The sequence below is a fragment of the Pseudonocardia sp. ICBG1293 genome, from assembly GCF_020131355.1.
Lineage (GTDB): Bacteria > Actinomycetota > Actinomycetes > Mycobacteriales > Pseudonocardiaceae > Pseudonocardia.
The window spans coordinates 53,374-75,908 of sequence record NZ_JAHLEL010000014.1 but is presented as its reverse complement, the minus strand read 5'-3'; the positions used below and the strand labels follow the sequence as shown (position 1 = coordinate 75,908).

Genomic DNA, 22,535 nt, shown 5'->3' with positions numbered 1-22,535 from the left:
GGTATGGACATCGGCATCGTCTTCCGGCCCGAGCTGGCCCCCGAACAGCTGCCCGGGGTCGCCCGCGACGTCGAGGCCGCGGGGCTGGACCAGCTGTGGCTGTGGGAGGACTGCTTCCTGCACGGCGGGACCGCCACCGCCGCCGTCGCGCTGGCCCGCACCGACACCCTCACGGTCGGCGTCGGGCTGTTCCCGGTGCCGCTGCGGAACCCGGCGGTCGTCGCGATGGAGACCGCCTCGCTCGCCCGGCTGTTCCCCGGCAGGTACCTGCCGGTCCTCGGGCACGGCGTGCTCGACTGGATGGGTCAGGTCGGCAACCGGGTCGCCTCACCGCTGACGCTGCTCGCCGAGCACACGAGCGCCGTGCGGGACCTGCTCGCCGGTCGTGAGGTCACCCGCTCCGGGCGTTACGTGTCGCTGGACCGGGTCCGGCTGGACCACCCGCCCACCATCGTCCCGCCGGTCCTGGTCGGCGCGCGCGGGCCGCGCACCCTGCGGCTGGCCGGGGACCTCGCCGACGGGGTCCTGCTCGACTCCGGCCCGACCCCCGAGGAGGTCGCGTCCTCGCTCCGGGAGTGCGGGCCGGGCGGAGCCGCGGACGGTTTCCGGCGCGTCGGCTACGTCGCGCTGCCGGAGGATCCCGCGGCGCACGGCGGGCAGGTCGCGACGATCGTGCGGGCCCGCGCCGAGGCCGGGCTGGACTGCGTCGTGCTGGTCCCACCGGCCGGAGCCCCCGACCCGGGTCCCTGGCTGGACGCCGTGTCCGCCGCCCGCGACGCCACCGCACCGGACCGGTGACACCGGCGCTCCCCCGCCGTGGTGCCGTCACGTCGTAGCGCCGAACCCCTCCCGCAGCTCCCGCTTGCGGATCTTCCCGGTGGCCGTGCGGGGCAGCGGCTCGTCGGTCCACCGCACGTGTGCGGGCGCGGCGAACCGCCCCACCCGCGCCACGACGGCGGCCCGGACGGCGTCGTCGTCGCGGGGCGCGCCGGGGCGGGCCCGCACCAGCGCCGCGACCTCCTCACCCAGCCGCGGGTGCCCCACGCCGAGCACGGCCACCTCCAGGACGCCGTCGACCTCGTGGATCGCCGCCTCCACCTGCGCGCAGTACACGTTCTCCCCACCGCGCAGCACGACGTCCTTGAGCCGGTCCACGACGTACACCCAGCCGTCGGTCACGTGCCCCAGGTCGCCGGTGCGGAACCAGCCGTCGACGAACGCGCCGGCGTCGGCGTCGGCGTCGGGCCGGTTCCAGTAGCCGCGGACCACGTTCGGACCGCGGAACCACAGCTCGCCGACCTCGCCGTCGCGCCGTTCCCGCCCGTCCTCGCCGACGACCCGCAGCTCGGCCCCCGGCGCGGGGCGGCCGACCGAGTCGGGCCGGGCCCGGTACTCGGGCCCGGTGTTCGCGCAGATCGCCGAGGTCGTCTCGGTCAGCCCGTAGCCGTTCGCGGCCCCGGCACCCAGCTCGCGCCCGATCCGCGCGACGAGCCCGGGCGGCACCGGTGCCCCGCCCATCCCGACGGTCCGCAGCGACGCGAGGTCGGCGGGGTCGGCGCCCTCGAGCAGCTCCGCCGTGGTCGAGGGGACCCCGTTGGAGCGGGTCAGCCGCTCCTCCCGCACGACGGCCCGGGCGGCCATCGGGTCCCAGCGGTGCAGCGTCGCGAGCTTCGCCCCGCCGAGCACGGCGCCGACGAGACCGTTGATCCCGGCGATGTGGAACATCGGGTACATCAGCAGGGTCCCCTGCTGTCCCGGCGGCGGCTCCACCCCGGTCCCGAGCGCGGTGGCCCGGGCCTGCAGCGCGACGTTCAGCAGGTTCGTCACGTGGTTGCGGTGGGTCCCGACCGCGCCCTTCGGACGGCCGGTGGTGCCGGAGGTGTAGAGGATCGTCGCGTCGTCGTCGGGGCCGGGCGCGGTGCCCGCGGCCGGGTCACCGGGACCGTCGGTGCGCAGCCCCAGGTCGTCCCACTCGGTCACCGCTGCCGGGGCGGGCGCCCCGCCACCCCGGACCCGTACGACCGGCACCCCGGTCCCGGCGCCGCACAGGGCGGCGCACCGCTCCGGGTCGGCGACCACCACCCGGGCGCCGGAGTCGGCCACCGCCCACGCCAGCTCGGGGGCGCTCCACCAGGCGTTCAGCGGCACCACGACCAGCCCCGCGACCTGCGCGGCGAAGAAGACCACCGGCCACTCGGGCAGGTTGCGCATGGCGATCGCGACCCGGTCGCCGGGCCCGAGCCCGAACCGTCCGGTGAGGACCCCGGCGAGGTCGGCCACGAGGCTGCGGTGCTCGGCGTAGCCGAGCCGCTCGCCGTGGTGGACGGTGAAGGTCCGCTCCGGCCAGGCCGCCGTGGTCGCCCACAGCTCGGCGAGGGTGTGCGGTCCGCGGCGGTAGACCCGCATCGGGACCCCCCGCACGTCCGCGTCGACCAGCTCGAACTCCCCGCCGGGCGCGGTCAGCCCGGCGATCACCGGTCCGAGCCCGGTGGTCGCGGCGGGGTCGTCCCCCGGGGTGTCTCCCATCGGCGCACCTCCTCGTGCCCGTCCGTCCTACCCCGGCGGGAGCCCGGAGGGGAAGCCGCGGTCGTTCGCTCGGGACAACGATCGTGTCGCGACTCACCGCGCCCCAGTACGCGCGTCCCATTTAGAGGTCGTTTCAGAAGTCGGCGTGTCGGTCCTGTGTGGATCGGCGCTGGTAGCTGATCATGTCCGGTCGTGGCGCGGCGATCTTGTGTCGAGCGATTGGTGAGCGACGAGCTGTGGGCGCTGGTGGAGCCGCTGCTGCCCAAGCCGCGCAAGCACAAGCGGGGACGGACAGGCCGTCCGCGGGTGCCGGATCGGGCCGCTCTGGCCGGGATCGTGTTCGTGCTCAAGACCGGGATCAGCTGGAACGCGCTGCCCGCCGAGCTCGGCTGTGGGTCCGGAGTGACCTGCTGGCGGCGGCTACGGCAGTGGCAGCAGGCCGGGGTCTGGGCCCAGCTGCACCGGGTGATGCTCGACCGCCTCGCCCAGCAGGGCCTGCTGGACTGGTCGCGGGCGGCGGTGGACAGCGTGAGCGTGCGGGCCAAGCGCCGCGGCGAGGCCACCGGGCCCTCGCCGACCGATCGCGGGAAGGCGGGCAGCAAGTACCACGTGCTCTGCGACCGAGGCGGGCTCCCGCTGCATGCGCTGGTCACCGGGGCGAACACCCACGACAGTCGGATGCTCGCCCCGCTGCTGGACACCAACCCCGGCGTCCGCGAACGGGCGGGACAGCCGGGGCGTCCGCGACGTCGGCCGGACAAGGTGCACGCCGACAAGGGCTACGACTATCCCCGCTGCCGCCGCTACCTGAGTGGGCGTGGGATCGGGGTGCGGATCGCCCGGCGCGGGATCGAGGACTCCACCCGGCTCGGGCGGGTCCGCTGGGTCGTCGAGCGCACCATGTCCTGGCTGCTGGACTTCCGCCGCCTCGCGCTGCGCTACGACCGCGCCGAATCCACGATCACCGCGCTGTTATCGCTGGCCTGCGCCCTGATCTGCCACCGCCGCCTCACCAAGCCGAAGCCGAAGTGATGGTCGACCCAGCCCTCGCTGAGGCACTCGCCTACGAGGTCGGGGCCAGCGGCCGCCAGGCCAGCCACTCCAAGGCCCGGTCGGCCTCGTCAGGGTCGAAGCGGTGCGGGTCGAACGGCCCGCCCGCCCACTCCAGGCGCTCGGCGCGGTCGGGATGGTCAGGGTCGGCGAGCACGGCCTGGAAGTCCTCATACCCCCCGATCCCGCCGACGTCCTCGGGCGGGCACGCCCCCTGCCCGGCGACGCATCGCGGATAGCACACTCCCGGCTCGACGGCCGCGACCGCCTCGACGGTGATCTCGTGGGCCCAGTTGTCACCGAAGTCGTAGACGTAACCGAACCGGTCACCAGCCTTGACCAGCCGAAACAGCTTCTCTTTCGTCTCGTCGGCGACATCCTGTCCGGGCCAGTCCGGGTCTGGGATCCCGTAGCGGCGCCCGACGATCTCGAACTCGTGCAGATGAGAGTTCGTCCAGCCCATCACTGACTGCACCACCTCGTGCAACACCGCCAAGTCGACCTCGCCCGGCACCTGCACCCGACGCCGGACCGCCGGCACCACCTCGGTCAGGACGATCTCCAACTCGAAAATCTTCGTCTTCTCAGACACACGAGGCGCGACCATCAGCCGATGCTGCCAGCCCCGCCGTCACCGGCAGAACCGGGCCCACCACTTCTGAAACGACGTCTTAGAGGTCGCGCGGATTGGTTGGTGATCATGGACGTCGTGCAGGTCGGGCGTTCCAGCGGTGTGTGGTCCAGGCCTGCCGAATCAAGCTACGGAGTGTGACGATCGTGTCGGCGAGGTCGAAGAACGCGTCGACGACGATTTCTCGTCGTTCGTAGCAGCGCTGCAGCCGGTTGAAGCTGTTGTGCCAAGCGTTGGTCCGCTCGACGTGCCAGCGGCGGGTGGCCTGGATCGGCGCTTTCTCACCCTTGTGCGCGATCTCGCCGTGCAGGCCTCGTTCGGCCAGCGTGTCGCGGGTCTTGCCGGAGTCATAGCCGGCGTCGAGGTGCACGGTGATGTCGTCGGGCAGCGGGCCGAGAGCATCGAGGCGGTCGAGGGTGGGGCCCAGTAGCGGGGAGTCGTGCCGGTTGGCTCCGGCCAGGACTCGGCCCAGCGGGATGCCGTATCCCTCGACGAGCACCGAACGTTTCATACCCTGTTTGCGCCGGTCCACCGGCGACGGACCGGCGACCTCGCCGCCGCCGGGGGCCTTGGTGATGGCGCCATCGACGGCGATGTCGTGCAGCAGCAGACCGACGATGCGGTCGTAGGCGTCCAGGACGATCCGACGCAGCTGGGCGAAGACCCCGAGCCTGATCCACTCGTCACGACGATCGCGGATGGTGGTCGCCGAGCAGGTGCTGTCAGCGATGCCCTCATACGAGCAGCCGAACCGCAGTACCTGCAGGAGCTTGTCGAACACGATCCGATCCGCGATCCGGCGGCGATGGCAGCCCAGCGGATGGGTGGGATCGAACTCGTCTCGATGAGGCAGCAGCGCGGTGAACTGGTCCCACAACGGCTCGGTCAGCCATGATGGCAGGGTGGGCACGCGGCCTCCAGACGATCACGAAGCGTAGATAACTTCATGATCGGCAGGCCCGTACCCGCCCTCGCCCCCAGACACTCGACCGCGGCCAAGCTGTGACCAATCCGCGCGACCTCTTAGAGGTCATTTCAGAACGAGGTCGACGTGTCTGTTGTAGACGACAAGCGGCTATCTGACCTGCCGTTTGATCTGTCGTCGAGGGGTCAATGGAAACTCGACAAGTCGTTCTGAAACGACCTCTTAGAGCGTCCGGCAGTAGAGGTGGCCGTGTGTCGGTGTTGGTAGAGACACGGACCTGCAAGTGATCATGGGATTGCTGATGTCCTGATAGTCGCCTGGAGAGTCCGTGCCTCTACCTGCAACGACACCCCCACGACCTCATTTGCCGGGCGCTCTTAGGCTCGGGTCGTGATCACACGGTGAGGTCCCGCCCGTCGCAGACCGGATGGTGGCGCTGGCTGCTGCTCGCCGCCCTGACCGTGCTGGTGACCGCCGGCCTCGCCGCCGTGGACGTGCCCTCCCCCGCCCTGTTCGCCGGGCTGCTGGTCGCGACCGTGCTCGCACTGTCCGGCCTCGGCCCCGTACGGGTCGCGCGCCCCGCGACGTCGGGGGCGCAGGCGGTCATCGGTGTGGTCATCGGGCTGCTCGCCCGCCCCGACACCCTCGCCGCGGTGGCCGCCGAGTGGCTGCCGGTGCTGCTGATCAGCCTGGCGACGCTGCTGGTCAGCATGGGGTCGGGGCTGCTGATGGGGCTGCAGCGCGGTGTCACCCCGCTCACCGGGATGCTCGCCCAGACCGCGGGCGGTGCGTCCGGGCTGGTCGCGATCAGCCGCGAGCTGGGCGGGGACGAGCGCACCGTCGCCGTCATCCAGTACCTGCGGGTCGGCCTGGTCACCGCGACCATGCCGGTGGTGGCCGCGGTCGTCTACGGCGCCTCCACCGGTGCCCCGCCCCCCGCGGCGGCCGGCCCCGGCACCCCGTGGTGGGTCGGGCTCGCGGTGACCGCGGTCTGCGTGGGCGTCGGGGTGCCGCTGGGGAAGATCGCGCGGGTCCCCGCCGGGGCGTTGCTCGGGCCGATGCTGGTGGCGCTGGTGATCAGCCTGGCCGGGTTCTCCTTCGCCGCGTCGGTGCCGCTGCCGATCGTCGACGTCGCCTACGCCGTGATCGGCTGGCAGGCGGGGCTGCGCTTCACCCGGGCCGCGCTCGGGACCGTCGCCCGCGTGCTGCCGCTCGCCACGGTGCTCATCCTGGGCGTCGTGGCGCTGTGCGCCGCACTGGGGCTGCTGCTGTCCCGGCTCACCGGGATGACCCCGCTGGAGGGCTACCTCGCGACCACCCCGGGCGGGGTCTACGCGGTCCTGGCGACGGCGATCTCCTCCGGTGTCGACGTGACCTCCGTCGTCGCCGTGCAGGTGCTGCGGGTGATCCTGATGCTGCTGGTGGCCCCGTGGATCGCACGGGCGGTGGGGCGTCGGCTCGGCCCCGGCACCGCAGGCTGAGGCCCGCTCAGCGGACCCGGGCCACCCGGCCCGGTGGCGGCGCGGGGACCACCCCGGGGTGCAGGACGGCGGCGATCGCCTCCACCCCGTCGACCAGCCGCGGGCCCGCCCGCACCACGAACGACGCGGAGTCGATCGCGTGCACCGGGACCCCGGCGGGCAGCCACGCCAGGGCCGCGCGGGCCTGGCCGAGCGCGTCGTCGAGCCCGAAGCCGCAGGGCGCGACCAGTACCGCGTCGCACGGGGGCAGGGCGGCCGGGTCGACCGCGGTGCTGCGTCCGCCCGGGTCCGCGGCCACCGGGACCCCGCCGGCGGCGGTGACCAGGTCGGGTACCCAGTGCCCGGGCAGGAACGGCGGGTCGGTCCACTCCAGCACCAGCACCCGCGGCGCCGGACGGCCCCGCACCGCGGCGGCGACGGCGTCGAGCCGCGCCGTCAGGCCGGCGACCAGGTCGGCGGCGCGCTCCGGTACCCCGGCCGCGACGCCGACCGCGGTCACCGCGTCGAGCACGTCGGCCAGCCGGTGCGGGTCCAGCGACAGCACCCGGGCCCGGGTCCCCAGCTCCGCCTGGACCTGCGCGACGGTCGAGCCGGGCAGTGCGCACACCGCGCACAGGTCCTGGGTGAGGATCAGCTGGGGGTCGGCGGCGGCGAGCCGGGCACGGTGCACCGCGTAGAGCGGCAGCCCGGCCGCGGCGCGCGCACGGACCACGGCGTCGATCTCCCCCGGCGACGCGGCGGGCGGCAGCGCGGTGTCGACGACCACCGGCACCCGGTCCCGCACCCCCACCGGCTCGTCGCACTCGAAGGTGACGCCGACCAGGTCGGCGGCCAGGCCGAGCCGTCCGGCGATCTCGGTCCCGGCCGGGAGCAACGACGCGATCCGCACACCGCACGACGGTAGGCGGTGGCGTGGGCCGCGACGAGGGGGAAGGATCGCCGCATGACCGTGCACGAGCGCGCCGGGACCCCGGCCCGCCCCGAGGACCTCGTCGACGTCGACGCGCTGCTGGCCGCCTACGCCTCGACCCACCCCGACCCGTCGGTCGCCGTGCAGCGGGTCGCGTTCGGCACGTCCGGGCACCGCGGGTCGGCGTTCACCGCGACCTTCAACGACGACCACATCGCCGCCACCAGCCAGGCCATCGTCGAGTACCGGGCCGCGCAGGGCACCGACGGCCCGCTGTTCCTCGGCCGCGACAGCCACGCGCTGTCCGAGCCGGCCTGGCGCACCGCGGCCGAGGTGTTCGCGGCCAACGGCGTCGACGTCGTGATCGACTCCCGGGACGGGCTGACCCCGACCCCGGCGATCTCGCACGCGATCCTCGTGACCAACGCCGGGCGCGACGGCCGGCACCTCGCCGACGGCGTCGTCGTCACCCCCTCGCACAACCCGCCCGCCGACGGGGGCTTCAAGTACAACCCGCCGGACGGCGGCCCGGCAGGCACCGAGGCGACGTCCTGGATCGCCGACCGGGCCAACGAGCTGCTGGAGAACGGGCTGAAGGAGGTGCGCCGCGCCCGGTTCGACGCCGCCGCACACCGCTACGACTACCTCGGCACCTACGTCGACCAGCTCGACCAGGTGCTCGACATGGCCGCGGTCCGCGACGCCGGCGTCACCATCGGCGCGGACCCGCTCGGCGGCGCCTCGGTGGACTACTGGGGTGAGATCGCGCAGCGCTGGGGCCTGGACCTGACCGTGGTGAACCCCGACGTCGACCCGACGTTCGGGTTCATGACCCTGGACTGGGACGGGAAGATCCGGATGGACTGCAGCTCGCCGTACGCGATGGCGTCGCTGATCGCCCGCATGGAGGCCGGCGGTGCCGATGCGCGCTCCGCCGAGGCTCCGCGCGGTGCCCCCTTCACCATCGCCACCGGCAACGACGCCGACGCCGACCGGCACGGCATCGTCACCGCCGACGGCGGCCTGATGAACCCCAACCACTACCTCGCCGTCGCGATCGGCTACCTGTTCGCCCACCGCCCCGGCTGGCCCGCGGCCGCCGGGATCGGCAAGACCGCCGTCAGCTCGTCGATGATCGACCGGGTCGCCGCCGACCTGGGCCGGACGCTGGTCGAGGTGCCCGTCGGGTTCAAGTGGTTCGTGCCCGGCCTGCGGTCCGGCACGATCGGATTCGGCGGGGAGGAGAGCGCGGGCGCGTCGTTCCTGCGCCGCGACGGCTCGCCGTGGAGCACCGACAAGGACGGCCTGCTGCTGGCCCTGCTGGCCTCGGAGATCACCGCGGTCACCGGGTCGACCCCCAGCGAGCACTACGCCCGGCTGACCGGGCGGTTCGGCGCCCCCGCCTACGCCCGCACCGACGTCGCCTGCTCGCGGGAGGACAAGGCGGCGCTGTCGAAGCTGGCCGCCGACGCCGTCACCGCCACCGAGCTGGCCGGGGACGCGATCACCGCGCGGCTCACCCGTGCCCCGGGCAACGACGCCGCGATCGGCGGCCTGAAGGTCGTCACCGACGCCGGGTGGTTCGCCGCCCGCCCCTCGGGCACCGAGGACGTCTACAAGGTCTACGCCGAGAGCTTCCGCGGGCCGGAGCACCTGGCACGCATCCAGGACGAGGCGCGCGGAGTGGTCTCGGCGGCCCTGGGAGGATCGGGCGCGTGACCAGCAAGCACGCACTCGGCTTCGGTATCGACATCGGCGGCTCCGGCATCAAGGGTGCCCCGGTGGACCTGCACAAGGGCCGGCTGGCCGCGGAGCGGGTACGGATCCCGACGCCGCAGCCGTCCACCCCGGAGGCGGTCGCGAACACCGTCAAGCAGATCCTCGACGAGTTCGACTGGCGCGACCCCTTCGGCTGCACCTTCCCGGCCGTCGTCACCCACGGGGTCACCCGCACTGCGGCCAACGTGGACCGGGCCTGGGTCGACTGCGACGCCGCCGCGGTGCTGCGCCGGGTCACCGGCCGGGACGCGCTGCTGGTCAACGACGCCGACGCCGCGGGTGTCGCCGAGGCCGAGTTCGGCGCGGCCGCCGACCACCACCACGGGCTCGTGCTCGTCGTGACCCTCGGGACCGGCATCGGGTCGGCGCTGGTCAACCACGGGAAGCTGGTGCCCAACACCGAGTTCGGGCACCTGGAGATCGACGGGTTCGACGCCGAGTCGCGCGCCGCCGACTCCGCCCGCGAGCGCGAGGACCTGGACTGGGAGCAGTGGGGGGCCCGGCTGCAGCGCTACTTCACCCACGTCGAGGGGCTGCTGTGGCCGGACCTGATCGTCGTCGGCGGCGGGGTCAGCAAGAAATTCGAGAAGTGGTCGCCCTACGTGCACACCCGCACCGAGCTCGTCCCGGCCGGCCTGCTCAACGAGGCCGGGATCATCGGGGCGGCGCTGCTGGCGCACGGCTGAGCGGCGCCCCGCCGGGCGCGCGCGGAGCACTGGTTTGCGTTGCTCACGAACAGGCGAGCACACTGCAGGGGCTGCACGACTGCACTCCCCGCACGTTCCGAGGGTGCGAGCCGCGCCGGGACCAGCGGGAGAGGCGGGACGGGCATGATCGGCGAGATGCTGACCGACCAGGAGGCGCGCTGCCACGGGCTGCGGGAGCGCAAGAAGGTGCGGACCCGGCAGGCACTGCGCGCCGCGGCGCTGGAGCGCGCCCGCACCCAGGGTCCGGACGCGTTCACCGTCGAGGAGGTCTGCGCCGACGTCGACGTCGCCCCGCGCACCTTCTTCAACCACTTCCCCTCGAAGGACGCGGTGCTGTTCGACTGGGACACCGCCTCCCTCGACGAGCTCGCCGCCGAGGTCCGGGACCGGCCCGAGACCTCCCCGCTGGCCGCGGCGACCGCGGTGCTCGCCGAGGTGGCCGAGGCGCTGACGACCAGCCCGACCTGGCACGGGCAGATGGAGCTGCTGCGCGCCCACCCCGAGCTGCACCCGCGGATCGCCCACGTCGGGCGGACCGTCGAGCTGACCGTGGCCCGGGGGCTCGCCGAGCGCGACGGCGCCACCACCCCCTCGACCGCACACCGGCTCGCCGCGGCCGCCGCCATGGCCGTGCTGCAGGTCGCGGTCGCGGGCTGGCTCACCGACCCGGCGGGCCGGGCGGCCCGACGGGTCTACGGCGAGGTCCTGGCCGCCGCCCGTACGGCCTTCGCGGAGCTGGCCGACTGAGGACGCCGCGGCCTCAGGCGACCAGCGGCCCGTAGGTCAGCCGGACCACGCCGTTCTCGTAGGCCTCGGACTCGCGCAGCCGCAGCGGTACCCGGCTGCCCTCGGCGAACAGCCGCAGCCCGGTGCCGAGCGAGACCGGGTAGACGAACAGGTTCAGGGTGTCCACCAGGCCGTCGGCGAGCAGCGCCCGGACCAGGGTGACGCTGCCGGAGACGTAGATCCCACCCTCGGTGGACTCCTTGAGCCGGCGGATCCGCGCGGGGTCGTAGGGGCCCAGCACGTGCGAGTTCTCCCACTCCAGCGGGTCGGCCAGGGTCGAGGTGACGACGTGCTTGGGCGCGCCGTTGAAGAACGCGCCACCGGACTCGACGTCGTGACCACGGGCGGACCAGGCCGGGTGGAACATCTCGTAGGTGGTGCGGCCCAGCAGGATCGCGGCATCGGTCAGCCGGCCGATCGCCTCCCCCATCGCGTCGGTGAAGCCGTACTCCGCGGTCCAGGACGGGTCGGACACGACCCCGTCGAGGCTGATGAACTCGTGCACGTCGATGGTGCCCACTGTGGTCTCCCGGGGTCGGCTGCTGAGGTGTCGGGGGTAGGACCGCGGCCCGGCCCGGTACTCATCGGCTCAGGCCAGGTCCGCGACGGTGGACGCCGCCCCGCGCGACCACAGCGACTCCAGCGCACGTCGGAACGCGCCCGCGAACCGCTCGTCGGAGCCGAGGTCGCCGAAGACACCGCGGTGGGACAGGAACGACCCCGGCGTGTCGCGCTCGGCGCGGGCCAGCGCGGTCATCTCCTCGGCCAGGCGGTCCTGCTGGGTGATCGACCCGCCGGCCTCGTCGGTGCCCTCGGCGTAGCGGCACCATCCCGCCACGACGGCGGCCGCCCGGTCCACCGGCCCGTCCGCGGCCAGCTGCTCGCGCACCACCGGCAGCAGGAAGATCGAGATCCGGTCCGAGCTGCCGTAGTTGATCCGCGTCAGGGTGTCGGCGACGCCCGGGTTCGCGAACCGTTCCAGCAACGTGTCCTTGTACTCGTCGAGGTCGATGCCGGGGACCGGGCGCAGGGTCGGGGTCGCCTCGTCGTCCATGTAGCCGCGCAGGAACGCGGCGAAGGTGGGGTCCTGCGCGACCTCGTGGACGTAGCGGTGCCCGGCGAGGTAGCCCAGGTACCCCAGCGCCTGGTGGGTGGCGTTGAGCAGGCGCAGCTTCATGAACTCGTAGGGCACGACGTCGTCGACGACCTGCACCCCGACCCGCTCGAACTCCGGGCGGCCCGCGGCGAAGTGGTCCTCCAGCACCCACTGGGTGAACGGCTCGCACACGACCGGCCAGCCGTCGCGCAGCCCGAAGCGCTCGGCGAGCGCGTCGCGGTCGGTGTCGGCGGTGGCCGGGGTGATCCGGTCGACCATCGAGTTGGGGAAGGTGACCGCCTCGGCGACCCAGGCGCCGAGGTCGGCGGCGCGGAGCTGGGCGACACCGGTGAACACCCGCCGGGCGACGTCGCCGTTGCCCTGCATGTTGTCGCAGCTCATGATCGTGAGCGGTCCGGTGCCGCGTTCCCGGCGCCGGGCCAGCGCCTCGACGACCAGCCCGAACGCCCCGGTCGGGGCGGTGCCCGCGGCCATCGCGTCCAGGTCGGCACGGATGCCGGGGAAGTCCGGGTCGAACTCACCGGTCTGCTGGTCGATCGCGTACCCGCCCTCGGTGATCGTCAGCGAGACGATCCGAGCGTCGGGGTGCGCGATCCGCTCGATGACGGCCTCGGGGTCGTCGGGGGCGTAGAGGTAGTCGACCAGCGACCCGACGACCCGCGGCGCGAGCGTGCCGTCGGCCTCCTTGAGCACCAGTGTGTAGAGCCCGTCCTGGGCGGCGAGCACGTCCCGCATCCGGTCGTCGGTCCCGAGCACGCCGACCCCGCAGATCCCCCACCCCGGCGCACCGCCGGAGGCCAGCAGCGCGTCGACGTACATCGCCAGGTGGGCACGGTGGAAACCGCCGACACCGATGTGGACGATCCCGCGGCCCACGGCGGTCCGGTCGTAGCCGGGGACCTCCACGCCCTCGATCCCGTCGGTCCAGATCCCGGCCTCGTCCAGCGAACGCATGGTCCCCCTCGCCACATCCCCCGCGCCCCCGCGACGCTGTCGGGTGAGGGCACGACACTACCGCTCCCACCGGCCGGCGCAAGCGGTTCCGCGACCGGCCCGCGCGAACTGGTCGCCTCACCGGTAACGCCAGCGAAACGAGGCTGTGCGCTGCGACGATCGAAGATCTAGACTTGCGCATATCGCAAGTGTGGGCCTACGGTCGCCCGGTGACCGACCCGCGCGAGCCCCGGACCGCCGACGAAGCGGTGGCCGGCCGGGTACGCGCCCTGCTGGAGCGCGACGGCTGGACCCAGCGCCGGTTCGCGGCCGCGGTGGGGCTGGACGAGACCAAGCTGTCCAAGTCCCTCGCCGGCCGGCGGCGCTTCGCCGCCGGCGAACTCGTCCGTGTCGCCGAGGTCACCGGGGAGACGGTCGCGCGGCTGCTGCACGGCCGCGACGGCGCCCGCGCCCGCACCGCGGTCCCCACCGGGGCGGCCGCCCCGGCCGCCGAGCCCGGCCCGGGCCGCGAGGCGGGCGGGTCGCACGGCACCCGGGGCCGGATCCTCGACGCGGCCTGGGAGCTCATCGCCGACCACGGCTACCACCGGGTCCGCACCGCGGACGTCGCGCGGGCGGCGGGGACCAGCCCGGCGGCGATCCACTACCACTTCCCCACCCGCTCGGAGCTGCTCGACTCCGCGCTGCGGCACAACGTGCGCCTCGCCTTCGACCGTCAGGTCGCCGAGCTCGACACGGTCTCCGACCCGCGGGAACGGCTGCTGCGGCTGATCGACCTGCAGCTCCCCGACGGTGCGCTGCTGCGCCGGGAGTGGTCCATCTGGATCCAGGTGTGGGCGGAGTCGGCGATCGACCCCGCGCGGCGCGAGCTGTACTGGGACGCCTACGACCGCTGGTACCGCAGCATCGCGATGACCCTCGACGACGGCGCCGCGGCCGGGGTGTTCGTCGCCGGGCGCACCGAGGCGCTGGCCGACCAGCTCACCGCCCTGATCGACGGGCTCGGCATCCAGGTGCTCGCGATGACCCCGCGGGCCGGCACCGACCGGATGCGCGCCGTCCTGCACGACTTCATCGACCGGGCCGCGCTCGCGGCGCCGGACCACCGGCAACACCCAGATCGGACGGAGAACGGATGAACCGTGACGTCATCATCACCTGCGCGGTGACCGGGGCCGGGGACACGGTCGGGCGCAGCCCGCACGTGCCCGTCACCCCGGCGCAGATCGCGGCGGACGCGATCGCCGCGGCCCGCGCCGGCGCCGCCGTGGTGCACATCCACGTCCGCGACCCGGAGACCGGGAGCCCGTCGCGGGCGGTGGAGCTCTACCGCGAGACCGTCACCCTGATCCGGGACTCCGGCGTCGACGTCGTGCTGAACCTGACCGCGGGCATGGGCGGCGACCTGGTGATCGACGCCGACGACCCGCTCAAGCCGGTCGACGGCACCGACCTGGTCAACGCGCTGGAGCGGCTCCCGCACGTCGAGGACCTGCTCCCCGACATCTGCACGCTGGACTGCGGCTCGCTCAACTTCGGCGAGGGCAACCAGCTCTACATCTCCACCCCCGACATGCTGCGCACCGGCGCGAAGCGGATCCAGGAGCTCGGTGTGAAGCCGGAGCTGGAGATCTTCGACACCGGCCAGCTGTGGTTCGCGAACGTGCTGGTCTCCGAGGGCCTGATCGACGCCCCGGCCCTGTTCCAGCTCTGCATGGGCATCCCCTACGGCGCCCCGGCCGACCCGGGTGTACTCGCCGCGGAGGTCGACCTGCTCCCCGAGGGCGCCAACTTCGCGTCGTTCGCGATCGGCCGCGACCAGCTGTCGTGGGTGGCCCGGTCGATCCTGGCCGGCGGGCACGCCCGCGTCGGGCTGGAGGACAACCTCTACCTCTCGCGCGGGGTGAAGGCGACCAACGAGCAACTCACCGAGCGGGCGGTCCGGATCGTGCAGGACCTGGGCGCCACCGTCGCGACCCCGGACCGGGCACGCGAGATCCTCGGCCTGAAGGAGCGCGCCGGTGCCTGAGCTGCGTCCCGTCACCGACATCCGCACCGTCGCCTGCATCGGCGCCGGCGTGATCGGCGCCGGCTGGGCGGCCTACTTCCTGTCCCGCGGGCTGACCGTGCGCGCCTGGGACCCGGCCCCGGACGCCGAGGAGAAGCTGCGCCGGGTGGTCGACGCCGCCTGGCCCGCGCTCACCGAGCTGGGCCTGGCGCCGGACGCGGACCCGGGTGCGATCACCGTGTTCCCGACCGCCGCCGAGGCCGTCGCCGGCTCGGACTTCGTGCAGGAGAGCGCCCCGGAGGACCTGGAGCTCAAGCGCTCGCTGCTCGCCGAGCTGGCCGCGGCCGCGGTGGCCGCCGGACCGGACGTGGTGGTGGCCTCGTCGACGTCGGGCTTCCCGATGACCGACATGGCGACCGAGGCGGCCGAGCCGGGCCGGCTCGTCGTCGGGCACCCGTTCAACCCGCCGTACCTGATCCCGCTGGTCGAGGTCGTCGGCGGGGAACGGACCGAGGGCTGGGTCGCCTCGCGGGCCGCCGACTTCTACCGGCACATCGGCAAGTCGGTGATCGAGATGGAACGGGAGCTGCCCGGGTTCATCGCGAACCGGCTGCAGGAGGCCATCTGGCGCGAGGCGCTGCACATGGTCGCCGCCGGTGAGGCCACCCCCGAGGAGATCGACCGCTCGATCACCGACGGACCCGGGCTGCGCTGGCCGGTGCACGGCCCCTGCCTGACCTTCCACCTGGCCGGCGGGCAGGGCGGGATGGCGCACATGCTCGACCACTTCGGACCGTCGCTGAAGGCGCCGTGGACCCGCCTGGAGGCCCCCGAGCTGACGCAGGAGCTGCGCGACGACATGGTCGCCGGGGCCGAGGTCTCCGCCGGTGGCCGGCCGATGGCCGAGCTCGTCGCCGAACGCGACCGCGCGGTCATCGCGGTGCGCCGGGCGGTGGACGCGGCCCGTGCCGCCGGGGGCGCCGGTGCCTGAACCGCTGCGCCACACCGACACCGTCCGCCCGGAGTGGATCGACTACAACGGTCACCTGTCCGAGCCGTACTACGTGCTCGTGTTCGGCGACGCCACGACCGCGTTGATGGACCGGACCGGCATGGACCCCGGGTACCGCGCGGCCACCGGCTGCTCGCTCTACACCGTCGAGGGGCACGTCCGGTACCTGCGCGAGATCGGGCCGGACGCCGTGCTGGAGGTCCGCACCCGGGTGCTGGGCCGGGACGCGAAGCGGCTGCGCCTGTGGCACGAGCTGCACGTGGACGGGCGGCTGCGGGCGACCGAGGAGCTGATGTGCCTGCACGTCGGCCCCGGCGGGACCGCACCGTTCCCCGACGACGTCGCCGCCGCCCTCGACTCGCTCGTGCTCCCGGGTGAACCGGAGCACGCGGGCCGGGCGATCGCGGCCATCGGCCGGGAGGAGGTGCATCGCCCCTCGACGTGATGGGCCCGAGACCGCGGCCCCGGCGCGACCGGGGCCCTCTGCGAGGAGACACGTTCATGACCAGCCCGACAGTGGCGCACGGCGGGCTCACCCGCCGGCGCCTGCTGGGCGGAGCGGCCGGCCTGGCCGCAGCGGCCTTCCTGGCCGGCTGCGGCGGACCGGCGACGGCCCGTGAGGCCGGAGCCCCCCGTCGCGGCGGCGTCCTGCGGGTGGGGGTGACCGGCGGAGGCTCGTCGGACACCCTCGACCCGCACAGCCCCGCCACGAACCCGGACATCGCCCGCGTCATCAGCCTCTACGAGCCCCTGGTTCGCTGGGACAACGCCTACACGCTGCAGCCCGCCGTCGCCGAGTCCGTGCGGCCCGACCCCGGCGCCCGCAGCTGGACCGCGAGGATCCGGCCCGGCATCACCTTCCACGACGGGCGCCCGGTGACCCCCGACGACGTCGTCGCGACGTTCCGGCGGATCACCGACCCCGACGACCCGAAGTCCGGTGCCGCCCAGCTGGAGACGCTGCGCGAGGTCGTCGTGATCGGTGACGACCGGGTCCGGTTCGTGCTCAGCGAGCCCGGGCCGGTGTTCGACCAGTACCTGGCCGAGTACAGCTGCGGGATCGTCCCCGCGGACTTCTCCCTCGACCGTCCGGTCGGCACCGGTGCGTTCCGGTTCGAGTCGTTCTCCCCCGGCCAGCAGAGCGTCTTCGTACGACACGACGGGTACTGGCGTCCGGACCAGCCGTGGGTCGACCGCCTCGAGCTGATCAACTTCAGCGAGGAGGACGCCCGGATCAACGCGTTGCTGTCCGGGCAGGTCGACGCGATCGACCAGGTCCCGCTGTCGCTGACCGAGGTGGTCGGCGCCTACGACTCGATCGCGCTGCTCACCGCCGAGACCGGGAGCTGGCTGCCGTTCACCATGCGGGTCGACGTCGAGCCGTTCGACGACGTCCGGGTCCGGCAGGCGTTGCGGCTGGCCACCGGCCGCGGCGAGATGGTCGGCCAGGTGCTGTCGGGTCAGGGCGCGCCGGCGGGTGACCTCTACGGCCGCTTCGACCCCGACTTCCTGGCTCCCCGCCGCGACCAGGACCTGGAGCGGGCGCGGGACCTGCTCGCCGCCGCCGGGAAGCCGAACCTGTCGCTGGAGCTGGTGACCTCGCCGATCCAGGCCGGCTCGGTGGAGTCGGCACAGGTCCTGGTCACCCAGGCCCGCGCGGCCGGCATCGACATCGGGCTGCGCCGGGTGGACACCTCCACCTTCTTCTCCGACCAGTACCTGCAGTGGGAGTTCGCGCAGAGCTTCTGGAACACCCGCAACTACCTGCCGCAGGCCGGGTCCTCGTCGCTGCCGGACTCGCCGTTCAACGAGACGCACTGGAACGACGCGGAGTACATCCGGATCGTGCGCCGGGCCCGCGCCGAGGTGGACGCGACCCGGCGCGGCGAGCTGGTCCGCAGTGCCCAGCGCATCGAGTACGACCGGGGCGGCTACCTCATCTGGGGCTTTCCGAACCGGGTCGACGCGCACCAGGCCTACGTCGGCGGTCTCACGCCGAGCCGGACCGGGCTGTCCCTGTCCGGCTACGAGTTCCGGAAGGCGTGGGTGGGGGCGTGAACCTGCTGACGAAGATGATCCTCCAACGGCTGCTGGTCAGCGTGCTGGTGCTGTTCGTGGTGTCGCTGCTGGTCTTCGCCGCGACCCTGCTGCTGCCCGGTGACCCGGCCCGCGCCATCCTCGGCCAGCAGGCCACCCCCGAGCGCGTCGCGGCGCTGACCGCGCAGCTCGGCCTGGACCGGCCGGTCTGGGAGCGGTACCTCGGGTGGCTGGGCGGGGTGCTCACCGGGGACCTCGGCTACTCCGCGGCCACCCAGGGCCCGGTGACCGAGCTGCTCGGCGGCCGGATCGCCGCGTCCGGGGTGCTGCTGGTGCTGACCGCGGTCGTCGCGACCCCGGTCGCCCTGGCGCTGGGCGCCTGGGCCGCGGTCCGCCGCGGCACCCGCACCGACTCGGCGCTGTCGGGAACCAGCCTGGTGCTGGCCGCGCTGCCCGAGTTCGTCATCGGCGTGCTGCTCGTCGTGCTGTTCGCGACCTCGGTGCTGCGGGTCCTGCCCTCGGTCACCATCGCCCGGCCCGGAGAGCCCGTCTGGACCCGGCCCGAGCAGCTCGTGCTGCCGGTGCTGACCCTGGCCCTGGTGGTGATCCCCTACGTCGTCCGGATGACCCGGGCGACGCTGTCGGAGACCTTCGACACCGGGTTCGTCGAGATGGCACGGCTCAAGGGCCTGCCCGAACGCACGGTGCTGCTGCGCCACGCCGTCCCGCACACCGTCGGGCCGGTCGCCCAGGTGCTGGCCCTGCAGCTGGCCTGGCTGGCCGGCGGGGTCGTCGTCGTGGAGTTCCTGTTCCGCTACCCGGGCATCGGCCAGGCCCTGATCGACGCGGTCAACAACCGCGACGTCCAGGTGGTCCAGGCGATCTCGATGCTGATCGCCGCGTTCTACGTCGTGGTCAACCTGGCCGCCGACGTGGCCGGGATCCTCGCCGACCCGCGGATCCGCAACTCCGGAGGTGTCCGATGAGCGTGGTGGACCCCCCTGTGACCGCGGGCTCCGCGCCGGCCGGGCTGCTGCGGCGCACCTTCCGGCGCCGGCAGGCCCGGATCGGCGCCGCGCTGACCCTGGTGGTGGTGGCCGTCGCGGTGCTCGGCCCCGTGCTCGGGCCGCTGCTGACCGGGTTCGGCGTCGACGACTTCGCCGGGCGGCCGTTCGGCCAGGACGGCGTCGCCGGCACCGACGACCTCGGCCGCGACGTGCTCACCCGCTTCCTCGCCGGCGGCGGCCCGGTGCTGCTCTACGCCCTCGCCGCGACCGCGGTCGGGCTGGTCGGCGGGGCCGCCGCCGGGATGCTCGCCGGGTACTCCGGCGGCCGGCTGGACACGCTGATCATGCGCGGCGGCGACGTGCTGCTGTCGTTCCCGCAGCTGGTGCTGGCGCTGCTCGCGGTCGCCGTGCTCGGCTCGTCGGGCTGGCTGCTGGTGCTGGTCATCGGGATCTCGCACATCCCCCGGGTGGCACGGGTCGCCCGGCAGGCGACGCTGTCGGTCGCCGGTCAGGACTACGTCCTGGCCGCCCGGATGTACGGCGTCCCGCGCCGGCGCATCCTCGGCACCGAGATCCTGCCGAACATCACCGGCCCGCTGATGGTGGAGCTGGGTCTGCGGCTGACCTACTCGATCGGCTACATCGCCTCGCTGTCGTTCCTCGGCCTCGGGGTCCAGCCGCCGGCCGCGGACTGGGGACTGCAGATCAACGAGAACCGGATCGCGCTGATCGTCGCCCCGTGGGGCGTGCTGCTGCCGGTACTGGCCATCGCGGTCCTCACCGTCGGCACGAACATGATCACCGACGCCCTGGCCAAGGAGTCGGCGGACACCACCGGGGAGGGCGCATGACCGCCACCGAGTCACCCACCATCGCCTGCACCGGCCTGCGGGTGTCCACCACCGGCGGGCGGGAGGTGCTGCACGGCGTCGACTACGCCGTCGCCCCGGGTGAGATCCTCGCGCTGGTCGGCGAGTCCGGCTCCGGGAAGACGACGGCGGCGCTGGCCGCGCTCGGCCACTTCCGGACCGGCCTGGTGCACACCGGCGGCACGATGGTCTTCCACGGCCACACCGAGACCCACGACGACCTGCTCACCCTGGACCCCGTCACGCTGCGCGGGATCCGGGGCCGTCTGGTCAGCTACGTCCCGCAGGACCCGGCCCTGTCGCTGAACCCGCTGCTGCGGGTCGACACCCAGGTCGCGGAGGTCCTGGAGGCCCACGCCTACGAGGGCGACGTCGACGCGCGGGTCCGAGAGGTCCTCGCCGACGTCGGCCTGCCGCACGACGACGCGTTCCTGGCCCGCTACCCGCACCAGCTCTCCGGCGGCCAGCAGCAGCGGGTCGGGATCGCCGCCGCGTTCGCGAACCGGCCCGACGTCGTGGTGCTCGACGAGCCGACCACCGGTCTCGACGTCACCACCCAGGACCTCGTCCTGGACACCGTGCGGGAGCTGGTGACCCGCTCGGGGACTGCGGCGCTCTACATCACCCACGACCTCGCCGTCGTCGCCGGGCTGGCCGACCGGGTGGCGGTCATGCAGGCCGGCGAGGTCGTCGAGACCGGACCGGTGGCCCGGGTCCTCACCGCACCCGAGCACGCCTACACCCGGGGGCTGATCGCCGCCGTGCCCGACCTGGACCGGCACGTCGAGCGGGACCCGGTGCCGTCCGGGGACGGGGCGGGCGAGCCGCTGCTGCGGATGTCCGGTGCCGGGAAGCGGTACGGCTCGCGGACCGTCCTCGACGGCGTCGACCTGGAGCTGTGGCCCGGCGAGTGCCTGATGCTGCTCGGCGAGTCCGGCTCGGGCAAGACGACCCTGGCCCGTGGTCTGTCCGGGCTGCTCACCCTGGACTCCGGCACGCTCACGCTCAAGGGCGAGGAGCTCACGACCCCGCGCACCTACGCCCAGCTGCGCAGCGTCCAGTACGTGTTCCAGAGCCCGTTCGCCTCGCTCAACCCGCGCCGCACCCTGGCCGGGTCGCTGGAGGTCCCGCTGCGCCACCTGACCGACGCCGACGCCGGGGCCCGCCGGGCGCGGGTGCTCGACATGCTGCGCCAGGTCCGGCTGGACGAGAGCTTCGCCGGGCGCTACCCCGGGTCGCTGTCCGGCGGCGAGCGCCAGCGTGCGGCGATCGCCCGCGCCCTGGTCACCGCGCCCGACGTCCTCGTGTGCGACGAGGTGACCTCGGCGCTGGACGTGTCGGTGCAGGCCGCGATCCTGGACCTGCTGGCCACGGTCCGCCGCGAGCTCGGCACCGCGATGGTGTTCGTGACCCACAACATCGCGCTCGCCCGCGAGGTCGCCGACCGGATCGCGGTGCTGCAGGGCGGCCGGATCGTCGAGCAGGGCACCGTGTCCGAGGTCCTCACCGACCCCGCCCACGACTACACCCGTGAGCTGCTGGCGCACACACCGTCGATGGCCGCGGTCCGATGACCGCCGGTCCGGCCGACGGCCACCGGGTGCACGGCACCGTCGCGCCCGGGTTCTCCGCCGTCGCCGACGCGTTCGCGACGGTGCTCGCGGGCTCGCACGCGGGGGTCGCGTTCTCGGTGGTCCGCGGCGGGGAGCCGCTCGTCGAGCTGCACGGCGGCCTCGCCGACCCCGCCACCGGACGCCCCTGGGCGGCGAACACGGTGGCGGTCCTGTTCTCCGGCACCAAGGGACTGACCGCGGCCGGCTGCGCCGCGGTCGCCGACCGGCTCGACCCGGACGCCCCGGTGTCCCGGTACTGGCCGGAGTTCGCCGGGGGCGGCAAGGAGCACGTCACCGTCGGCCAGGTGCTGTCGCACACCGTCGGGCTCCCCTACACCGACCCCGAGCCGTCCCCGGCCCAGCGGCTCGACGACCGGGCCTGTGCCGCGGTGCTGGCCCGCCAGGAGCCGATCTGGGAGCCGGGCACCCGGGTCGCCTACCACCCGACGACCTACGGGGCGATGGCCGCGGAGCTGCTGGCACGGGTCACCGGGCGCGACCCCCGCGCGGTCGTACGCGACACCGTGGCGCAGGTCCCCGGTGCCCGGGTGTTCCTGGGCGAGGACCCGCCCGCACCGGCGCGGATCGTGCGCGACCCCGACTACCGGATCTCCACGTTCCTCACCGACCCGCACCGCCGGCGGCTGGTCGAGCGGATGTACCGGATGCTGCTCGAGGAGCCGGACCTGCCCGACAGCCCCGCCTACCACCGCAGTGGCGCCCTGTCCGGTGCCGGCCTGGCGGGTGCGCCCGCGATGGCCCGGTTCTACGCGGCGCTGTGCGTACCGGGGACGTCACCGGTGCCGGCCGCGGCACTGGCCCAGGCCACGAGGACCTGGTCCGAGGGCACCGACGCGATCAACGACCGGCCGCTGCGGTTCGGGCTGGGCTTCGAGCTCGCCGACCCGATCGGCACCTACGGACCGGAGCGGGTCGCCTTCGGCCACAGCGGCGCGGGGGGCGGGCGGCACGGCGCCTGGCCCGACCGGGAGCTCGGCTTCTCGTTCCTCACCAACGAGATGCGGGCCGAGGACGTCGACGACCGGGCCTCGGAACTGCTGGCGGCGCTGCACACCTGTCTGTGACGGCGCGGTGCGCTGCGCCGCGCCGTCACGGGCGGGGG

Annotated in this window: 21 protein-coding genes; 15 read left to right on the top strand and 6 right to left on the bottom strand. The window is 73.9% G+C overall.

What is annotated here, in order from left to right:
* Positions 1–3: 3 nt before the first annotated feature.
* Entirely contained in the window at positions 4–798 is a 795-nt protein-coding gene (locus KPF47_RS08700; RefSeq protein WP_224387997.1) for an LLM class flavin-dependent oxidoreductase, read from the top strand.
* Between the two features lie 27 nt (positions 799–825).
* Here KPF47_RS08700 and KPF47_RS08695 read toward each other — a convergent pair whose 3' ends face one another.
* Complete coding sequence (locus KPF47_RS08695; RefSeq protein ID WP_224387996.1) at positions 826–2,526, bottom strand: class I adenylate-forming enzyme family protein; 1,701 nt, start codon at positions 2,524–2,526, stop codon at positions 826–828.
* Positions 2,527–2,718: 192 nt separating this feature from the next.
* Between KPF47_RS08695 and KPF47_RS08690 the strand changes: the two genes are divergently transcribed.
* Positions 2,719–3,558 (top strand): IS5 family transposase, encoded by an 840-nt coding sequence (locus KPF47_RS08690; protein ID WP_224386569.1) that lies wholly within the window; start codon positions 2,719–2,721, stop codon positions 3,556–3,558.
* A gap of 31 nt (positions 3,559–3,589) precedes the next feature.
* Here KPF47_RS08690 and KPF47_RS08685 read toward each other — a convergent pair whose 3' ends face one another.
* Both KPF47_RS08685 and KPF47_RS08680 read right to left on the bottom strand, forming a co-directional pair.
* Positions 3,590–4,183, bottom strand: coding sequence for a plasmid pRiA4b ORF-3 family protein (locus KPF47_RS08685; protein WP_224386178.1), 594 nt, complete (start codon positions 4,181–4,183; stop codon positions 3,590–3,592).
* Between the two features lie 91 nt (positions 4,184–4,274).
* Entirely contained in the window at positions 4,275–5,117 is an 843-nt protein-coding gene (locus KPF47_RS08680; protein WP_224386276.1) for an IS5 family transposase, read from the bottom strand.
* A gap of 416 nt (positions 5,118–5,533) precedes the next feature.
* Here KPF47_RS08680 and KPF47_RS08675 point away from each other — a divergent pair, with 416 nt between their 5' ends.
* Positions 5,534–6,613, top strand: coding sequence for an AbrB family transcriptional regulator (locus KPF47_RS08675; RefSeq protein ID WP_224387995.1), 1,080 nt, complete (start codon positions 5,534–5,536; stop codon positions 6,611–6,613).
* A gap of 7 nt (positions 6,614–6,620) precedes the next feature.
* Here KPF47_RS08675 and KPF47_RS08670 read toward each other — a convergent pair whose 3' ends face one another.
* Complete coding sequence (locus KPF47_RS08670; RefSeq protein WP_224387994.1) at positions 6,621–7,502, bottom strand: cobalamin-binding protein; 882 nt, start codon at positions 7,500–7,502, stop codon at positions 6,621–6,623.
* A 54-nt stretch (positions 7,503–7,556) separates the two neighbouring features.
* On the opposite strand from KPF47_RS08670, the gene pgm reads away from it, so the two are divergent.
* The 3 genes from pgm (at position 7,557) to KPF47_RS08655 (ending at position 10,756) form a co-directional block, all read left to right on the top strand.
* Positions 7,557–9,242, top strand: a complete 1,686-nt coding sequence (gene pgm / locus KPF47_RS08665) for a phosphoglucomutase (alpha-D-glucose-1,6-bisphosphate-dependent) (protein WP_224387993.1) — start codon at positions 7,557–7,559, stop codon at positions 9,240–9,242.
* Entirely contained in the window at positions 9,239–9,988 is a 750-nt protein-coding gene (gene ppgK, locus KPF47_RS08660; RefSeq protein ID WP_224387992.1) for a polyphosphate--glucose phosphotransferase, read from the top strand. The genes pgm and ppgK overlap by 4 nt, the downstream gene beginning before the upstream one ends.
* A gap of 144 nt (positions 9,989–10,132) precedes the next feature.
* Positions 10,133–10,756: a TetR/AcrR family transcriptional regulator gene (locus KPF47_RS08655; protein WP_224387991.1), complete on the top strand. Its 624-nt coding sequence runs from the start codon at positions 10,133–10,135 to the stop codon at positions 10,754–10,756.
* 13 nt (positions 10,757–10,769) lie between these two features.
* Here KPF47_RS08655 and KPF47_RS08650 read toward each other — a convergent pair whose 3' ends face one another.
* Complete coding sequence (locus KPF47_RS08650; RefSeq protein ID WP_224387990.1) at positions 10,770–11,315, bottom strand: dihydrofolate reductase family protein; 546 nt, start codon at positions 11,313–11,315, stop codon at positions 10,770–10,772.
* 69 nt (positions 11,316–11,384) lie between these two features.
* Entirely contained in the window at positions 11,385–12,866 is a 1,482-nt protein-coding gene (locus tag KPF47_RS08645; protein WP_224387989.1) for a mannitol dehydrogenase family protein, read from the bottom strand.
* Positions 12,867–13,075: 209 nt separating this feature from the next.
* Between KPF47_RS08645 and KPF47_RS08640 the strand changes: the two genes are divergently transcribed.
* From KPF47_RS08640 to KPF47_RS08600, 9 genes are read left to right on the top strand one after another with little or no spacing between them, the layout of a single operon-like run.
* Positions 13,076–14,005 (top strand): TetR/AcrR family transcriptional regulator, encoded by a 930-nt coding sequence (locus tag KPF47_RS08640; RefSeq protein ID WP_224387988.1) that lies wholly within the window; start codon positions 13,076–13,078, stop codon positions 14,003–14,005.
* A complete protein-coding gene (locus KPF47_RS08635) occupies positions 14,002–14,895 on the top strand; it encodes a 3-keto-5-aminohexanoate cleavage protein (RefSeq protein ID WP_224387987.1) in 894 nt (297 codons plus the stop codon). Before KPF47_RS08640 ends, KPF47_RS08635 begins: the two co-directional genes overlap by 4 nt.
* Positions 14,888–15,865 (top strand): 3-hydroxyacyl-CoA dehydrogenase NAD-binding domain-containing protein, encoded by a 978-nt coding sequence (locus KPF47_RS08630; RefSeq protein WP_224387986.1) that lies wholly within the window; start codon positions 14,888–14,890, stop codon positions 15,863–15,865. The genes KPF47_RS08635 and KPF47_RS08630 overlap by 8 nt, the downstream gene beginning before the upstream one ends.
* Positions 15,858–16,331 (top strand): thioesterase family protein, encoded by a 474-nt coding sequence (locus KPF47_RS08625; RefSeq protein WP_224387985.1) that lies wholly within the window; start codon positions 15,858–15,860, stop codon positions 16,329–16,331. Before KPF47_RS08630 ends, KPF47_RS08625 begins: the two co-directional genes overlap by 8 nt.
* Positions 16,332–16,387: 56 nt before the next feature.
* Positions 16,388–17,944: an ABC transporter substrate-binding protein gene (locus KPF47_RS08620; protein ID WP_224387984.1), complete on the top strand. Its 1,557-nt coding sequence runs from the start codon at positions 16,388–16,390 to the stop codon at positions 17,942–17,944.
* A 5-nt stretch (positions 17,945–17,949) separates the two neighbouring features.
* Positions 17,950–18,909, top strand: a complete 960-nt coding sequence (locus KPF47_RS08615; RefSeq protein ID WP_224388478.1) for an ABC transporter permease — start codon at positions 17,950–17,952, stop codon at positions 18,907–18,909.
* Complete coding sequence (locus tag KPF47_RS08610; RefSeq protein ID WP_224387983.1) at positions 18,906–19,781, top strand: ABC transporter permease; 876 nt, start codon at positions 18,906–18,908, stop codon at positions 19,779–19,781. The genes KPF47_RS08615 and KPF47_RS08610 overlap by 4 nt, the downstream gene beginning before the upstream one ends.
* Entirely contained in the window at positions 19,778–21,373 is a 1,596-nt protein-coding gene (locus KPF47_RS08605; protein ID WP_224387982.1) for an ABC transporter ATP-binding protein, read from the top strand. Before KPF47_RS08610 ends, KPF47_RS08605 begins: the two co-directional genes overlap by 4 nt.
* Positions 21,370–22,497 carry a serine hydrolase domain-containing protein gene (locus KPF47_RS08600; RefSeq protein ID WP_224387981.1) on the top strand — a complete coding sequence of 376 codons (1,128 nt, stop codon included), beginning with the start codon at positions 21,370–21,372 and terminating at the stop codon, positions 22,495–22,497. The genes KPF47_RS08605 and KPF47_RS08600 overlap by 4 nt, the downstream gene beginning before the upstream one ends.
* The last annotated feature ends 38 nt before the right edge of the window (positions 22,498–22,535 follow it).

Excerpts from the sequence above, each read along its gene's own strand:
- KPF47_RS08695 (WP_224387996.1), bottom strand. The coding sequence starts at position 2,526 with ATGGGAGACACCCCGGGGGACGACCCCGCCGCGACCACCGGGCTCGGA.
- KPF47_RS08700 (WP_224387997.1), top strand. The coding sequence starts at position 4 with ATGGACATCGGCATCGTCTTCCGGCCCGAGCTGGCCCCCGAACAGCTG.
- pgm (WP_224387993.1), top strand. The coding sequence starts at position 7,557 with ATGACCGTGCACGAGCGCGCCGGGACCCCGGCCCGCCCCGAGGACCTC.
- KPF47_RS08645 (WP_224387989.1), bottom strand. The coding sequence starts at position 12,866 with ATGCGTTCGCTGGACGAGGCCGGGATCTGGACCGACGGGATCGAGGGC.
- KPF47_RS08605 (WP_224387982.1), top strand. The coding sequence starts at position 19,778 with ATGACCGCCACCGAGTCACCCACCATCGCCTGCACCGGCCTGCGGGTG.
- KPF47_RS08600 (WP_224387981.1), top strand. The coding sequence starts at position 21,370 with ATGACCGCCGGTCCGGCCGACGGCCACCGGGTGCACGGCACCGTCGCG.
- KPF47_RS08685 (WP_224386178.1), bottom strand. The coding sequence starts at position 4,183 with ATGGTCGCGCCTCGTGTGTCTGAGAAGACGAAGATTTTCGAGTTGGAG.
- KPF47_RS08620 (WP_224387984.1), top strand. The coding sequence starts at position 16,388 with ATGACCAGCCCGACAGTGGCGCACGGCGGGCTCACCCGCCGGCGCCTG.
- KPF47_RS08635 (WP_224387987.1), top strand. The coding sequence starts at position 14,002 with ATGAACCGTGACGTCATCATCACCTGCGCGGTGACCGGGGCCGGGGAC.
- KPF47_RS08655 (WP_224387991.1), top strand. The coding sequence starts at position 10,133 with ATGATCGGCGAGATGCTGACCGACCAGGAGGCGCGCTGCCACGGGCTG.
- KPF47_RS08610 (WP_224387983.1), top strand. The coding sequence starts at position 18,906 with ATGAGCGTGGTGGACCCCCCTGTGACCGCGGGCTCCGCGCCGGCCGGG.